General features: G+C 73.8%; 15 protein-coding genes and 1 pseudogene. 6 read left to right on the top strand and 10 right to left on the bottom strand.

Annotation, left to right across the window (positions count from 1 at the left end; all coding sequences use genetic code 11):
• The first annotated feature begins 157 nt into the window (after positions 1-157).
• Together Cch01nite_RS20775 and Cch01nite_RS20770 are read left to right on the top strand one after the other, a co-directional pair.
• Positions 158-1159 carry a LacI family DNA-binding transcriptional regulator gene (locus tag Cch01nite_RS20775; RefSeq protein WP_203758419.1) on the top strand — a complete coding sequence of 334 codons (1002 nt, stop codon included), beginning with the start codon at positions 158-160 and terminating at the stop codon, positions 1157-1159.
• A complete protein-coding gene (locus Cch01nite_RS20770) occupies positions 1156-1659 on the top strand; it encodes a GNAT family N-acetyltransferase (RefSeq protein WP_203758418.1) in 504 nt (167 codons plus the stop codon). The genes Cch01nite_RS20775 and Cch01nite_RS20770 overlap by 4 nt, the downstream gene beginning before the upstream one ends.
• A 43-nt stretch (positions 1660-1702) precedes the next feature.
• Here the strand turns inward: Cch01nite_RS20770 and Cch01nite_RS22970 are convergent, their stop codons facing one another.
• From Cch01nite_RS22970 to Cch01nite_RS20755, 3 genes are all read right to left on the bottom strand, one after another.
• Positions 1703-3049, bottom strand: coding sequence for an NYN domain-containing protein (locus Cch01nite_RS22970; RefSeq protein ID WP_203758417.1), 1347 nt, complete (start codon positions 3047-3049; stop codon positions 1703-1705).
• 49 nt (positions 3050-3098) lie between these two features.
• Positions 3099-4346 (bottom strand): MFS transporter, encoded by a 1248-nt coding sequence (locus Cch01nite_RS20760; protein WP_203758416.1) that lies wholly within the window; start codon positions 4344-4346, stop codon positions 3099-3101.
• Positions 4347-4408: 62 nt separating this feature from the next.
• Positions 4409-5707: a CoA transferase gene (locus Cch01nite_RS20755; protein WP_203758415.1), complete on the bottom strand. Its 1299-nt coding sequence runs from the start codon at positions 5705-5707 to the stop codon at positions 4409-4411.
• A gap of 101 nt (positions 5708-5808) precedes the next feature.
• Between Cch01nite_RS20755 and Cch01nite_RS20750 the strand changes: the two genes are divergently transcribed.
• The gene (locus Cch01nite_RS20750) at positions 5809-7053 is read left to right on the top strand and encodes a low temperature requirement protein A (RefSeq protein WP_203758414.1); all 1245 of its coding nucleotides are present in this window, start codon (positions 5809-5811) and stop codon (positions 7051-7053) included.
• Between the two features lie 60 nt (positions 7054-7113).
• Here Cch01nite_RS20750 and Cch01nite_RS20745 read toward each other — a convergent pair whose 3' ends face one another.
• Positions 7114-7521: a PIN domain-containing protein gene (locus Cch01nite_RS20745; RefSeq protein WP_203758413.1), complete on the bottom strand. Its 408-nt coding sequence runs from the start codon at positions 7519-7521 to the stop codon at positions 7114-7116.
• Between the two features lie 68 nt (positions 7522-7589).
• Here Cch01nite_RS20745 and Cch01nite_RS20740 point away from each other — a divergent pair, with 68 nt between their 5' ends.
• Positions 7590-8576 (top strand): aldo/keto reductase, encoded by a 987-nt coding sequence (locus Cch01nite_RS20740; protein ID WP_203758412.1) that lies wholly within the window; start codon positions 7590-7592, stop codon positions 8574-8576.
• Between the two features lie 39 nt (positions 8577-8615).
• Here Cch01nite_RS20740 and Cch01nite_RS20735 read toward each other — a convergent pair whose 3' ends face one another.
• Positions 8616-9230, bottom strand: coding sequence for a hypothetical protein (locus Cch01nite_RS20735; protein WP_203758411.1), 615 nt, complete (start codon positions 9228-9230; stop codon positions 8616-8618).
• Positions 9231-9248: 18 nt separating this feature from the next.
• On the bottom strand, positions 9249-9677 hold the full coding sequence (locus Cch01nite_RS20730; protein ID WP_203758410.1) for a VOC family protein: 429 nt from the start codon (positions 9675-9677) through the stop codon (positions 9249-9251).
• A 55-nt stretch (positions 9678-9732) separates the two neighbouring features.
• Here Cch01nite_RS20730 and Cch01nite_RS20725 point away from each other — a divergent pair, with 55 nt between their 5' ends.
• Together Cch01nite_RS20725 and Cch01nite_RS20720 are read left to right on the top strand one after the other, a co-directional pair.
• Positions 9733-10695, top strand: coding sequence for a DUF389 domain-containing protein (locus Cch01nite_RS20725; RefSeq protein WP_203758409.1), 963 nt, complete (start codon positions 9733-9735; stop codon positions 10693-10695).
• Between the two features lie 207 nt (positions 10696-10902).
• On the top strand, positions 10903-12525 hold the full coding sequence (locus Cch01nite_RS20720; protein WP_203758408.1) for a DUF8189 domain-containing protein: 1623 nt from the start codon (positions 10903-10905) through the stop codon (positions 12523-12525).
• A 102-nt stretch (positions 12526-12627) separates the two neighbouring features.
• On the opposite strand, the gene Cch01nite_RS20715 is transcribed toward Cch01nite_RS20720, so the two are convergent.
• The 4 genes and pseudogenes from Cch01nite_RS20715 to Cch01nite_RS20700 all read right to left on the bottom strand — a co-directional run.
• The gene (locus tag Cch01nite_RS20715) at positions 12628-13332 is read right to left on the bottom strand and encodes a DUF4386 domain-containing protein (RefSeq protein ID WP_203758407.1); all 705 of its coding nucleotides are present in this window, start codon (positions 13330-13332) and stop codon (positions 12628-12630) included.
• A 96-nt stretch (positions 13333-13428) separates the two neighbouring features.
• Positions 13429-13656 carry a helix-turn-helix transcriptional regulator gene (locus Cch01nite_RS20710; RefSeq protein WP_203758406.1) on the bottom strand — a complete coding sequence of 76 codons (228 nt, stop codon included), beginning with the start codon at positions 13654-13656 and terminating at the stop codon, positions 13429-13431.
• Positions 13649-14101, bottom strand: a complete 453-nt coding sequence (locus Cch01nite_RS20705) for a hypothetical protein (protein WP_203758405.1) — start codon at positions 14099-14101, stop codon at positions 13649-13651. The genes Cch01nite_RS20710 and Cch01nite_RS20705 overlap by 8 nt, the downstream gene beginning before the upstream one ends.
• Positions 14102-14281: 180 nt before the next feature.
• Positions 14282-14584 (bottom strand): annotated as a pseudogene (locus tag Cch01nite_RS20700) (glycoside hydrolase family 11 protein); the annotation flags it as partial.

Raw genomic sequence — 14584 nt, 5'->3', positions numbered from 1 at the left:
TCTGCGAGGGGAGCAACTGCTGCGGGGCGGAGGGACCGGCTGCTGCAGCCCACTCACTGATGCGCGTCACTGACGCGTTTCACTTGCGCGTGTCAGTAAGGTGGCACACAGTGGGTGAATCGCGCAAGAGGCGCACTTTCGAGGAGGTTCGAGACCGATGACGGCCGAGCAGCGCCCCCGGCGCGTGACCAGCGCAGACGTCGCACGAGAGGCGGGCGTGTCCCGGACCACCGTGAGCTACGTGCTCAACGGGACGCCCCACCAGAAGATCCCGGACGCCACCCGGCAGCGGATCATGCACGCCGTCGAACGGCTCGGCTACGCCCCGTCGGCCACCGCCCGCGCCCTGCAGAGCGGCCGGTCCGACGTCGTCCTGTGCCTCCTGCCCGACTGGCCCATCGGCCCCGCGATGGGCACCCTCCTGGAGACCCTCTCCACGAGCCTCGCCGCCGAGGGCCTCACCCTCTACGCCCACCCCCGGGCCGCCGGCCGGCCCGTCTCCGAGGTGTGGCGCTCGCTCGGGCCCGCCGCCGTCGTGCTGTGGGACGAGCTCGATGACACCGAGGTCGCCGCCATGCGGGCCGCCGGCATCGCCGTCACCGTCGCCCTCCTGAGCCCCACCACCCAGCGGCAGGGCGAGCTGCTCGTCCCGCAGCAGCGCACCGGACGCGTCCAGGCGGAGCACCTCGCCGCCACCGGCCGCCGCCTGATCGGCTACGCCTACCCCGAGGACCCGCGCCTCAAGGGCTTCGCCGAGCCGCGGCTCGAAGGCGTCCGCACCGCGTGCGCCGAGCTGGGCCTCGACGCCCCCGTGGTCCGGACCCTCCCGATGGACGCCGAGGCCGCGGCCGACGCCGTGCGCGCGTGGGTCGCCGAGGGGGTCACCGGGGTGTGCGCGTACAACGACGACGTCGCCCTGGCGGTCCTCGCCGGAACCCGGCTCGCGGGGGTCGCCGTGCCGGGCGACCTCGCCGTCGTCGGCGTCGACGACATCCCGGCCGCTCCGTTCGCGTCACCGCCCCTGACCACCGTGAACGCCGAGCAGGGCGTCATCGCGCAGTACATCGCCGCCCTCGTCATCCGCGGGCTGTCCGGGAAGCCGGCACCACGGCGCCCGGGTTCGGACACCATCCACCTCATCCGCCGCGAGTCGGCGTGACCTTCTCCCCGCTCACGGAGCACCTCGACACCCCGCGGCTCGTCCTCACACCCCAGGTGCCCGACGACGCCCCCTGGCTCGCCGAGCTGTTCACCGCGCGCGGCACGGGGACCGTGACCGTCGAGGCCGCCGTCGAGCGCATCGCGACCATGACCCGGACCCGGCGGGACATGGGCATCGGCGCGCTCGTCCTGCGCGACCGGTCCACCGGCGACGCCCTCGGCTACTGCGCGCTCGTCGTCGGCCGGGCGACCCTCGACGAGCCCGAGCTCGCCTACGAGCTCCTGCCCCACGCGCACGGGCACGGCTACGCGACGGAGGCGGCCGCCGCGCTCGTCGACGCTGCGTTCGCCACCGGCCGCACCCGGCTCTGGTCGACCGTGCGCACCTGGAACCGGCCGTCGCTGCGGGTGCTCGAGAAGCTCGGGTTCCGGCGCGAGCGCGTCACGACGGACGGGGCCGGCGAGATCGTCTGGCACGTCCTGGACGCGCCCTCCTGAGCACCGACGCGAGACCCACGCCCCGTGCTTCCCGACGCCGAGGTCAGCGGTCCAGCAGCCCCCCGCCGACCCACGACCGGATCGCGGCCACGTCACCCGCACTGAGCTCCATCCGTGCCCCCCGGGACAGGCTCACCACGTAGTCGGCCCACGCCGCCGCGAGGTCGGTCGCCGACACCGCCGACGTGAGCTCGAGCCCGCCGTACAGCACGCACGCGATGACGTAGTCGACCGTCGACCGGCCGACGGCCGCGCCCGCCTCCTGGCACGCGTTGCGCACCCGCTTCGACGTGGTGGCCCGCTCGAACGGGTGAGCCTTCAGGTCGGCGGCGAGCGACTCCAGGAGCACCCGGTAGTTGGCCTGGCTCAGCCCCGGGGTGTCGGTGACGTTGACGACCTGCTGCTGCAGCGCCGTCGGGTCGGTGTCCGCGACCGCACCCGGCAGGTCCGCCTCGCCGAACCGGGCCGGGTCCCAGACGAAGCCCGGCGGCCGGGACGACGCACCGACCTCCGGCACGGTCCGGGTCAGCCACGCGAAGAACCCGCCGGGCCCCCACCCGGTCGTCGCCAGGGTCGGGTCCGCCTTCTGGGCGACCTGCGCGACGACGCCCAGGGGGAGCGGCCGGTCGGCCGAGCGGACCCGCTGGAGGATCGCCCGGTGCGCCGGGGTGGTCACGGCGCGCGCAGGTCGCGTGCTCGGCTCGGCGTCGTCGGCCGCGAGGGTCGGCGACGGCACCACGGCGTCCGGTGCCGGGCCGTCCGCCGCGCGCACGTCCACCCCCGCCGGGGCCGGGGTGTCGGTCGGGCTCCCGTCGAGCACCGACGACAGGGCGCCGGCCAGCGCCGACGACGTGACGAGCTCCGCGAGGTCGTCCGCCGTGATGACGGTGTCCGCGACGGCCCGGTACGCGCTCGCGGCCGGACCGGACGTGATGATCGTGACCCGCCGGTCGGCGGCCCGGCAGCGCAGGGCCAGCGGCGTGAAGTCCGCGTCGGCCGACGCGATGACGAACTCCTCGTACCGGGTGTCCGCCGCGAGGGCGTCGACCGCGTCGAGCACGAGGTTGATGTCGGCGCTGCTCTTGCCCTGCTGCGTCAGCGACGGGCAGTCGACCACCTGGAACCCGGCGCGCGTGAAGTTCGGCCGGTACCGCGAGAACACCGACGGGTTCAGGTAGCACGCCCGGATGAGGAACCGGCGGGAGAAGTCGCCGTCCGAGTCGGTGCCCTGCTCCAGCTCGGACAGCCAGTGGCCCGGGTCCGTCGCGAACGCCTCCGCCGCGTCCGGGTCCAGGCGGCGCAGCCCGATGTAGACGTTGTCGAAGTCGACGAACAGGGCGCAGCGGTACCGGCGGTCGGAGCCGGTCGGCGGGGCGTCGGTGGTGGTCACGCCCCCCATCCTGACGGTTCGGCGTGCGAGGCGCGCCGGGCGGACCCGATCAGACCGGTTCGGGGGCGTCCTGGGCGTCGGTGTGCGCGACGTGCCGGAGCTGGTGCCAGATGAGCACGACGAACACCGCCGACCCGACGAACGCGAACCAGAACGGCGCCGTGACGCCCCGGTGCTGGGCGAGCACCCCGCCGATCGCGGACCCGATGACGAGCCCGCCGAACACCCCGACGAGGTTCACCGACCCGACACGCCCCTGCAGCGCGGTCGGCACGGCCCGCTGCCGGACGGTCACCGATGTGGTGCCCCACACGAACGCGTGCATCCCGAACACGAAGAAGATGACGAACGCGACGGCCGGTGTCGTCGTGAGCGCGAGCGCCAGGTGCGTGAGGGTCTCGACGATGAGGCCGATCCGCATGAGGTTCGCGAGGCTGACCCGCTGCGTGATCCACCCGTACGTCAGCGTCCCGAGGAGCCCGCCGAGCGCGCCGACCGTGGTGATGAGCCCGAACCCGACGGCCCCGAGCCCGAGCTGCCGGTGCGCGTACAGGACGAGCACCGACCACGCGGCGCCCCAGGTCACGTTGAAGATGAGGATCGTCAGCACGAGCGTGCGGACGGCCGCGTGGTGCAGGACCCAGCGGACGCCCTCGGCGATGTCGGCGCGGATGTGGCTGCGGTGCGCGGGCTCGACGCGGTGCGGCGGCAGCTCCACACGGGACACGAGGACCGCCCCGGCCACGACGAGCACCGCCTCGGCCGCGAACGGCATGGCCTGCCCGGCGGCGAACAGCACGGCACCGATCGGCGGTCCGACGAGCTGGTTGACCGTGACGAACCCGGCCTGGATGCGGGAGTTCGCGACGGCGAGGTCGTCGCGGTGCACGAGCATCGGCACGAGCGTGCTCGACGCGTTGTCGGCGAACGTCTCGGCGGTGCCGAGCACGAACATCGCGGCGAGCACCAGGACGATCGACGCGATGTCGGTGAGCACCGCGAGCGCCAGCAGCACCAGCACGACGGCCCGCATGAGGTCCACCGTGATGACGAGCCGCCGCCGGTCGAGCCGGTCGGTCAGCGCACCCGCCCACAGGCCGAACAGGAGCGGAGGCAGCCACTGCAGGAGGGCCGCGAGCGCGACGAGGAACGCGTCCTGCGTCCGGGAGGCCACGAGCAGGGGTCCGGCGGCGATGACGATGCCGTCGCCGAGGTTCGTCGTCCACGACGACGCGAGCAGCCACCGGAACCCGCGGCCGAGCCGGGGCGGCACCACGACGTCGACGATCCGGCTCACAAGGCGGAGAGGTTACGCGCCGGTACGGTCGGCGGTCACCTTGGTTCTTCTGCCCGCGCGCGTCACCACGTGGACTCGTCGTACCCGCTCGGCACGGGGCCGTGCCGCCAGACGGGGGAGCCGGGCGGCGCGACGAGGGTCACGGTCCCCGTCGGGGAGTCCAGGTCGACGAGGTAGGGGTCGGCGTCGGGGGCGGGAGCCGTCGGCGGCAGTGTGGAGCGCGGAGCCCCGAGCAGCCAGGTCGCGAGCTGGGCGAGCGACAGGTGCGCGTGCCAGGTGCCACCACCGCCGGTCTGCGTGACGGCGCGCATGACGGCGGCGGCGACGAGGTGCCCGGCGGCGTGGTCGAGCGCCTGCGCGGGGAGCGCCCCGGGCGTGCCGTCGTCCGCGCGCGTGACGTCCGCGATGCCGGTGGCCGCCTGGACGATCGAGTCGAACCCGCGGCGGCCCGCCCACGGCCCGTCCGTGCCCCACGCCGACAGGGTGACCACGACGAGCCCGGGCCGGCGTTCGGCGAGGGCCGCCGACGACAGCCCGAACCGGTCCAGCGCGCCCGGCCGGTACCCCTGCACGAGCACGTCGGCGCCGTCGAGCAGGTCCTCGAACCGTTCCCGGCCGTCGCTCGTCGCGAGGTCCAGCCGGGCGTGCCGCTTGCCGGGGCCGGTGTCGAGCAGCGCCGCGGGGTCCTCCGGCAGGCGCGGGCTGTCGAGGCGCAGCACGTCGGCGCCGTACGAGGCGAGGGTGCGCGTGCCGACAGGCCCGGCGATGACGCGGGTGAGGTCGAGGACGCGGAGCCCGTCCAGCCGGGGCGCGCGGGGCCGGCCGTCGCCCACGCGCGCCAGCCGCAGCACCGGCAGCGCCCGCACGGCCGCACCCGGGTCCGACGCCGCCCACTCCTGCTCGGTGCGGACGGCCGCCGCCACGCCCCCGGCCGCGACGACGGCGTCCTCGACGTCCGTCGCGGACATCGTCCCGATCACGGCGAGCGGGTCGGCGCCGAGGGCGTCGTGCAGCGCCCGCAGGTGGTGCGGGTAGTTGGCGTGCAGCCGGACCCAGCCGTCGGCGGCCGGCGTGAACCGGGACAGCGGCGCGAACCCCGCCCCGGCCGGGTGGCCGTCGACCCGCAGGAACCGTTCGCTGCGGAACGCGATGCCGACGTGCCGGGCGTCGAGGACCACCGGCCCGTCGGGCGCCGACCCGGTGCGCAGCTCCTCGGCGGCGAGCCGCTGCGCGCCGACCGCCCCGAGGGCGAGCGCGCCGACCGCCAGCACCGAGCCGAGCCCGGTGTCCCCGGTGGACCGGACGAGGGACGGCAGGGCGGGGTCGCCACCCAGCGCCGCCCACGCAGGGACGAGGACCACGGCGACCTCCCGTTCCGGCCGCGCGACGTCGCACGGTCCGTCCAGCCTGGCACGACGCGGTGCCTCGACGCGCGGTCCGATGCTTCGGCACGATGCCTCCCATGGCGGAGGAACGGCACGCGTCCTGGCTCGAGCTGTTCTTCGACCTCGTCGTCGTCGCGGGCATCGGGATGCTCGCGCACCTGCTCGAGGAGGACGAGTCCGGCGGCGGCCTCGCGGTCTACGTCGTCGCGTTCACCGCGTTCTGGATCGTGTGGGCGTGCTTCACGACCTACAGCAACATCGCCGGGGACGAGACGCACACGCTCCCGATGCTCGCCGGGATGGCCGTGCTGGGCGTGATGACGGCCGCCGTCCCCGAGATCCGCGACGAGCACGCGCGGGCGTTCGCGATCGCGTACGTGGTGGGCCGGGTCCTCGCCGCGCGCCCGTGGCGGCAGGCGACGGTCGTGGTCGACCTGCCACTCGTGCAGGCGGCCTTCGGGGTGGTGCCGTGGATCGTGTCGTGGTGGGTCGACAGCCCCGCCCGGTACGTCCTGTGGGCCGTCGGCCTCGCGATGGACCTGCTGCTCCTGCTCTCGACGACCCGCGAGAAGCTGCTCGCCGACAGCCAGTCGCGGCTCGACCGGATGCTGCAGAAGGTGTCCCGGAGCGGCCGGCAGCGGCGCGACGACCGGCAGGCCCGGGAGCTCCCGACGACCGTCGTCGCGATGGACGCCGACCCCGCCCACCTCGGCGAACGGCTCGGGCTGTTCGTGCTCATCGTGCTCGGCGAGGGTCTGGTGCAGGTCGTCGACGGCGCCAGCGAGGCGACCTGGGACCGGGAGCTCGCGGTCACCGGCGCCGGCGCGTTCACGCTGGTGTTCGCCCTGTGGGGCGTCGCCGTGCACCACGGGTACGCCGGGGTCGCGATGCTCCCGCAGGGCGGCATCACCCCGCGCCTCGCGTGGGCCGCCCACCTGTGCGCGACCCTCGCGCTCGCGACCGTCGCGGCGGTCCTCGGCGGCCTCGTCGCCGACCCGACCGCGTCCGTGAGCGACCACGACCGGCTGCTCGTCGTCGCCGCGTACGCGCTGTACGGGCTGCTCTCGGCCGGCGTCCACCTCGCCGTCGCCTGGCGCGCGGACGGCGCCGCTCGGCGTGCCTCGTCCCGGACGGCCGTCCGCATCGGGGTGCCCGTCGTCGTCGCGTCCGGCCTGGTGCTGCTCCTGCAGGACGCCGCCGCCGAGGGCGTCGTGTGGCTGCTGGCCGGGGGCATCGTCGCGGTCGTCGTCCTGACCGCCCCGCGCCCCTCCGGCCGCCCGTCCCGCCGCCGCACGGGCGCACCAGCCCCTGACCCCGCGTGACGGCCGCGCCCGGGCGTGCCCCCGGGGGGTGCCGGCTGACGCCTCCGGGCGGCGTGGTGGTCAGGCCGTGGGGTCCAGGAGGGCGTCGAACGGGGCCGTCCGGACCTCCGGGGCGACCGCCCGGGCGAGGTCGGCGTCGAGCGTCACGAGCGCGTCGGCCTGGAGCAGGGTGAGGGCCACGTACTCGGCGGCGTAGGTGGACTCCCACCCGAGACGGTCGGCGACCTGCCAGGCGGTGCCGCGCAGCACGGCGTCGCCGAGCAGCCGGATCCTCAGCTTCCCCACGGCCGCGACCCGTCGGCGCGCCTCCGCGGCGGGCACCTCGCCCCGGTGCACCGCCTCGTGCATGGTGGAGAGCACCTGGGAGCGCAGCAGGGTCGGGGCGAGGAGCACGTGCACGTCCGGGACCTGCGCCCCGGTCTCGGCGAGCCGGAGCGCGGCACCGCCGTCGACGACGAACCTGGTCATGCGGCATCTCCGTCCGGTAGGCAGACCTGGGACATGCTCGCACCAGGGTCGGGCACGAGGAGGCGACGATGGACACGCGCACGCTGGGCGGGGGACTGGAGGTCTCGGCGATCGGCCTGGGCTGCATGGGCATGAGCGAGGCGTACGGCCCCAACCCGGGCGACCGGGCGGAGATGATCGGCGTGCTGCGCGGAGCCGTCGAGCGCGGGGTCACGCTCTTCGACACCGCGGAGGTGTACGGCCCGTACGTCAACGAGGAGCTCGTCGGGGAGGCGTTGGAGCCGGTCCGGGACCAGGTGGTCCTCGCGACGAAGTTCGGCTGGGACATCCGTGACGGCCGGTCGGTCGGGCTGGACAGCCGCCCCGAACAGGTGCGGCGCGTGGCCGACGCGTCGCTGCGCCGCCTGCGGACCGACCGGATCGACCTGTTCTACCAGCACCGCGTCGACCCCCGGGTGCCGATCGAGGACGTCGCCGGCACCGTCGCCGAGCTGGTCGCGGAGGGGAAGGTCGCACACCTCGGCCTGTCGGAGGCCGGCGCCGCAACGATCCGTCGCGCGCACGCCGTGCACCCGGTGACGGCGCTGCAGAGCGAGTACTCGCTGTGGACGCGCGACGTGGAGGCGGAGGTCCTGCCCACGCTCGACGAGCTCGGCATCGGTCTCGTGCCGTTCAGCCCGCTCGGTCGCGGCTACCTCACGGGGACCGTGGACCCGGCCACCCGGTTCGCGGCCGACGACATCCGCGCCACCATCCCCCGCTTCACCGAGGAGAACCGCGCCGCGAACAGGGAACTCCTGGACCTCGTCGGCGAGGTCGCCGCCCGGCACGACGCGACGCCCGCGCAGGTCGCCCTCGCGTGGCTGCTCGCGCAGCGGCCGTCGGTCGTGCCGATCCCCGGGACGCGCCGCCTGGCCCGTCTGGAGGAGAACCTCGGTGCGACCGCGCTCGACCTGGGGCCCGCGGACCGGACCGCGCTCGACCAGGCGGCCGCCCGGGTCGGCGTCGCGGGCGCGAGGTACGACGAGGCGATGCAGGCGATGACGGGCCGCTGACGCGGGGCGCCTCAGCCGACGAGGTCGGTCACTGGCCGGTCACGGGCGGGCCACCGCACCGCCGAACGAGCGCACCAGCGCCTCGGCGACGGCACGCGCGTCGGCGTCACGCTCGTCGAGCGGCACCGGCGGCAGCACGTCGTCCCAGAGGGGCATGAGGGTCCCGAGCATCTGCCGCTGGCCCTCGGGCCGGGCGTACGCGAACACGTGCAGGTGCTCACCGCCGTCGCCCCACTTGCTGAGGTGCGCGCGGGCGACGTGCGGGAGCGACTCGATCGCGCGCGCCCGGTGCACCAGCAGCACGCCGACCTCGGCGGCACGCTCGTCGGGCAGGTCGGGGAAGTCGACGTGCGCCTGCGAGACGAGCATCAGCCGCAGCGGGACGCCGCTCGTCGTCGCCGAGACGCGCGGGCGCCAGTGGGCGTGGCGCCAGACCGTGCCGTCCTCGCTCGCGCACGCGCCGCAGTCCACCCCGCCGGCGCCGTGCCGCGCGGGCTCGGGGAGCACGGGCGCGACGACGGGGACCACGGTGAGGTCGTCGGTCTCGAACGGGAAGATCTCCCAGTACGCCATTGACGGGCTCGGCAGACGGCCGGTGCGCTCGTCGACGGCGGCGAGCACGCGCGCGTGGAAGACGTCGGGGGAGGCAGCCACACCGCGACGGTAGCGGGGTCAGCCCATCGCCGACGTGCCGTCCGAGAGGGTCGGCGAGATGAGCCCGAACACGTTCCCGTCGGGGTCGGCGAGGTAGCCGAGCCGGCCGACCCGTTCCATGTCCATGAGGGGCACGGCCACGGTCGCGCCGAGCGCCAGGCCCTTCGCGAACACCTCGTCGACGACGCCGTCGACGCCGATCACGACGTCGGCGCCGTTGATGGGCGCGCCCGTCTCGGGCCGGGGGCCGCGCCGCTGGACGAGCCCGCCGTTGATCCCGTGCCCGGGCTCCGCCTGCGCGTTGATCGCGCCGTCGCCGGTGTCGATCGCCCAGTACTCCACGGACCCGAACTGCATGAACGTCCACCCGAACAGCGCGGAGTAGAAGTCGATGAGCCGTTGCGGCTCGGACGCGTGGATCTCGAAGTGCACGACCAGGTTGCTCATGAGGCCTCCTTGGTGTCGCCGCCGTCGGCGGGGCCGCGAGGTCCAGAATGCCCCTGTGCTGCGACTGACGCTCTCCGTCCCGCGTGACCTGAGCGAGCGGGTCGTCGGCACCCTCTCCGACGACCCGGCGGTGAGCAGCCTGGCGGTCCTGCGCGACGCGTCGGTGCGGCCGCAGGGTGACGTGGTGATCGCGGACGTCGCCCGGGAGGCGACCGACGGCGTCGTCGAACGCCTGGTGGGCCTGGGGGTGCACCGCGACGGCACGCTGCGGGTCGACGAGGTCGAGACGTGGGTGTCGCAGCGCGGGTTCGACGCCGAGCGGCTGGCCCCGGGCAGCAGCGCCGACGCCGTGGTCTGGGCGGAGGTCACGCAGCAGGCGTACGAGGACTCCGAGCTGAACTGGACGTACGCGAGCTTCATGTGCCTGGCGACGATCATCGCGGCGATCGCGCTGCTGCTCGACTCGCAGGTGCTGGTGATCGGCGCGATGGTGCTCGGCCCGGAGTTCGGTGCGGTGGTCGCGCTCGGGGTCGGGCTCGTGAGGCGGCGGCCGGTGCTGCTCCGCCGGGCGCTCGTGACGCTGTTCGTCGGCTTCGCCCTGGCGATCGTCGTGACGGCCGCGGCGGCGCTGGTCGGGGAGGCGATCGGCTGGGTGACCATCGAGGACTTCACGCGCCCGCGGCCGGACACGTCGTTCGTGTTCTCCCCGGACCGGTGGTCGGTCGTGGTCGCCGTCATCGCGGGGGCGGCGGGTGTGCTGTCGCTGACGTCGGCCCGGCTCGGTGGGCTGTCCGGGGTGTTCATCTCGGTGACGACGGTGCCCGCGGCGGGCAGCCTCGCGCTGAGCCTGACGTTCGGCGCGTGGACCGAGGCGCGCGGCAGCGCGCTCCAGCTCGTCGTGAACATCCTCGGGATGGCGGTCGCCGGGTGGGCGACGCTCCTGGTGCAGCAGGTGGTGTGGCACCGCGTGGCGCGGCGCCTGCGGCTGCGACGGGCGGGGGCGCCGCCGCCCGCGTGACGGGGTCGGCGCAGCTGCGCGAGACCCGCCCGAGCTCCCGACGCGCGATCCGGCGCGCGGATGGCACGGCCAGGGGACGAGCTCACCGAAATTGAGCCCGACATGGTGCGGTATGTGCCGATACGGTGCCCATGCGCCGGAACTGAACACCGTGGTTGCGGCGGCTTGGGACGGCCCGAATGATCCACAGGTGAGAGGTGCTAGAGAGTGTCATTTGAAAGAACTCTGTCACGCCCGAAATGGGCTGCGGCCGCATTCACTGCGGTCGCGTTGTTGTTTATGGGGATCGCGCTCGTGGGCACGTCCACGTCATCTTCCGCCGCGTGGCTCTCAGCCCGAGGCGGTGCGATCAGTCGCTCCGAGGTGATCGCTCGCGCCCAATATTGGGTCGATCATTCGCCCAACTACAACATGGGGGGCGCTGCCAACGGCCCGACCGGCGAGCCCTACCGGACTGACTGCTCAGGCTACGTGTCGATGGCTCTGCACCTCAGCGGCAGTGAGACGAGCAGCTCGCTGCCGGGGGTTGGCTATGAGATTCCTCGAAGCGACCTGAGACCGGGCGACTTCCTGTCGCAGCCTGGTCAGCCCGGTCACGCGATCCTGTTCGACCAGTGGGTCGATGCCGGTCACAGCGCATTTTGGTACTACTCCTTCGGGAGCACCCCGGCAAAGCATGTCCTGACCAGTGCGACCGCGACCAACATCGACTCTCGCTCGAACAGCGCCTACAAGGCGTACCGGTACCGCAACATCGTCGAGGCGGACGGGGGTGCTCCCGTCGTCGTTCCGACTGCGGCGCTCGCCTACAACGCACCTGCGGCGATCATCGACGCCGCGGACCGCATCTCGCTCTACGCGATCCGTTCCGACGGCAACCTCTGGGGTGCGAGCCAGGCCGCCGCGGGCGCCGGCCTCGGCGCCTGGCAGACGCTCGGCGCGGGCGCAGGCACGCTCGTGGGACGTCCCTCCGTCGTGAGGCTGAGCAACGGGATCATCGCCGCCTACGCCCGAACCTCAGGCGGTCTGGTCGTGGGCACGAACCAGACAGCCGTCGGTGGATCGTTCGCTCCGTGGACGACGATCGGTACCGCCGGCGCCGGCGTCACGGGGGATCCCGTCGCTGTTCAGCTGGCGTCCGGCATCATCGCCGTCTACGCGACGACGCAGTCCGGGACGGTCTCCGGCGTCGCGCAGACGGCACCCGGTGGCGCGTTCGGCAGCTGGACGACCATTGGCAGCTCGAGCTTGCGACTGTTCGGCCGTCCAGCCGTCGTGCGCTTCTCCAACGACCGGATCGGACTGTTCGTCGAGGGTGGCGACGGGTACATCTACGGCACCGAGCAGCCGGCCCCCGGCTCGGTGTTCAACGCGTGGAGCCGGCTCGGAGTCGCGGGCGCAGGCGTGACGACCGAGCCGGTCGCCGTCCTCGACCACGACCGGGTGACGGTGTTCGCCGGCGCGGCGTCCACCGCGGTCGCGAGCGTGACCCAATCAGCACCGGGTGTCGCTTTCGGCTCGTGGGTCAACCTCGGGTCGGGTCCGACGCCCGTAGGCATCGCGACCCCTGCCGTCATCCCGTCTCCGAACCTGTACTCGGCCTACGCCCCCGGGACCGACGGGACCGTCTGGGGCACGAGCGTGCCGACGACGCCACGGGCGTCGAGCTGGGCGCAGATCGGAAGCGGAGGTCCGATCGTCACGGCACTCTCGGGGATCCGGACGTCGACAGGCATCAACTGCGTGTACGGCGCCAACAGCGACGGTGTCATCGCAGGAAGCTGCCAGACCTCCCCGGGAGGCCCGTTCAGCACGTGGGCCAGCCTCTAGTGGTCGTCTGAGCTCCCGGGGTGAGGCGGCACGCTGCGGCGGGCCGCCTCACCGCGGGAGCGAGAGCACTTCCGCCGCCCGCGTGACGGTCTACCGAGGTCGTCACGCGGTCGCGGCCGACGGCACCCGGGGCGTCGCGTCGGCTCCCCGGCGCACGCCGCGGACGAGCAGGTAGGTCAGGAGGCTGATCTCCCCGACCGTCGCGACCGCCGCCGTCAGGCCGTCCACCGCGGGGAGGTCCGGGACGACGAGGACGAGCACCGTGTTGAGCAGCCACGCGACCGACCCGGCGGCGACGAGCGGCGCGACGAACCGCGCGAACATCCCCGACCGGGCGACGAGGTACGCGGCGGCGGCCATCCACAGCGCGAAGAACACGCCGGCGAGCGAGTAGGCCGCCGACTGCATGTCGAGCAGCAGCAGCGCGAGCCCGTCGGGGTCGCCCACGGCCGACGAGACGGCGGGGTCGGTGACGACGAGCAGCGCGCCGACGTGGAACGTCAGCATGACCAGCGCCATCGCCGCGCTGAGCCACGTGCCGAGCACCAGCGCGGCGGCCGCGCGGGCGTGCACGTGGTGCAGGAGCTGCTGCATGGCGAGGCCGAACAGGGCGAACGCGGTGGCGTCGACGACGTCGGCACCGACGGCCAGCCGCACCGCCGTGGCGTGGTCGGCGATCGCGGCGGCGGTGGCCGCGGCGTCGTCGGGCACGTGCACCTGGGTGCGGACGAGCTGGGCCCAGCCGCCGAGGAGGGCGACGACCAGGTAGAGCAGGCCCGCGAGGCGGGCGGTGCGGCGGGGTGACATGGCGGGCTCCTTCGACGGCTCGTGCGGGGTGCACGAGGGTGTGCGAGGTGGAGGCCACGTGCCCTGGCGGCACGCGGTCCGGTGAGGAGCGGGGGTCTAGCGGTCCTCGTCGTCGGGGTACTGGAAGACGTCGTCGAGCGGGACCCCGAACACCCGCGCGATCTGGAAGGCCATCTCGAGGGTCGGCGAGTACCGGCCCTGCTCGATGGCGATGACGGTCTGGCGGGTGACGCCGAGCCGGGTCGCGAGCTCGGCCTGCGTCATCTCGCCGTGCGTGAAGCGGTGCAGCCGGACGGTGTTGGTGACCCGCGTCGTCCTACCCAACGAAGGTCCCGCGGTGGGCGCGGATCTGGACGATCGCACCCCAGGTGGAGCCGGTCGCGGCGAGGACGAACAGGGTGCTGCCGATCCAGAACCAGTCGACCTCGAGCATCGACAGGGGCAGCGCGACGATCGCGCCGGCGGTGGTGAACCAGAGCGCGACGCGGTCGCCGTACCGCTCGATCTGGGTGTCGCGGACGTCGAGCCGGCCCTCGTGGTCCCGGACGACGATCGCGAAGACGATCGCGCCGACGATGCTCGCGACGATCGACAGGCCCATCGCCCAGAGCATGGGCCCGGCCCACGCGACCTGGTCGATCGGCTGGGTGAGCGCGCGGGGGACGACGACCGCGAGGTAGCCGAGGGTGCCGACGGGGATGACGACCGCGTACGTCCAGGCGGTGCGCTCACCGTAGGAGGGTGGGACGTGCTCGTCGTCGGCGGTCATGGCGCTCCGATCGTGGTCTGCTGACCCGACGAATGTATGGCAGACCGGACACGATGTCTAGAATTTTTGACATCGCTGGTTCCGGGCATGACGACGCCGGGCCCGAGCGGAGTGCTCGGACCCGGCGTCGGTTCCCCGGGGGCGGGCGGCGCCCCCGGGGCGGTCACCCGGTCATGTCCGTCAGCCGGCCGCGCAGGTGGCGGTCGGTGTCGTGCTGTTCCCGTTCTTGTAGATCGTGGTGCCGAAGTTGTTCCCGTTGCCGTTCGGCTTCGCGGTGCGGGTGGTGCCGCTGCCGCTGATCGACGCGTTCCAGCTGCTCTGGATGCTCTGGCTGCCGTTGAGCTTGATCGTGACGGTCCAGTTGTTGGTGCCGCTCACCGAGTAGGTCACGTTGAAGCGGTCGGTCCAGTCCTGGCCCTTGGTGACCGTCACGGTGCAGCCGCCGCCGTTGCTGGGAGGAGGCGTCGTGGTGCCGCCACCCCC

This window comes from Cellulomonas chitinilytica (assembly GCF_016862675.1).
Taxonomy (GTDB): domain Bacteria; phylum Actinomycetota; class Actinomycetes; order Actinomycetales; family Cellulomonadaceae; genus Cellulomonas; species Cellulomonas chitinilytica.
This window is presented reverse-complemented; position numbering and strand designations above follow the sequence as displayed.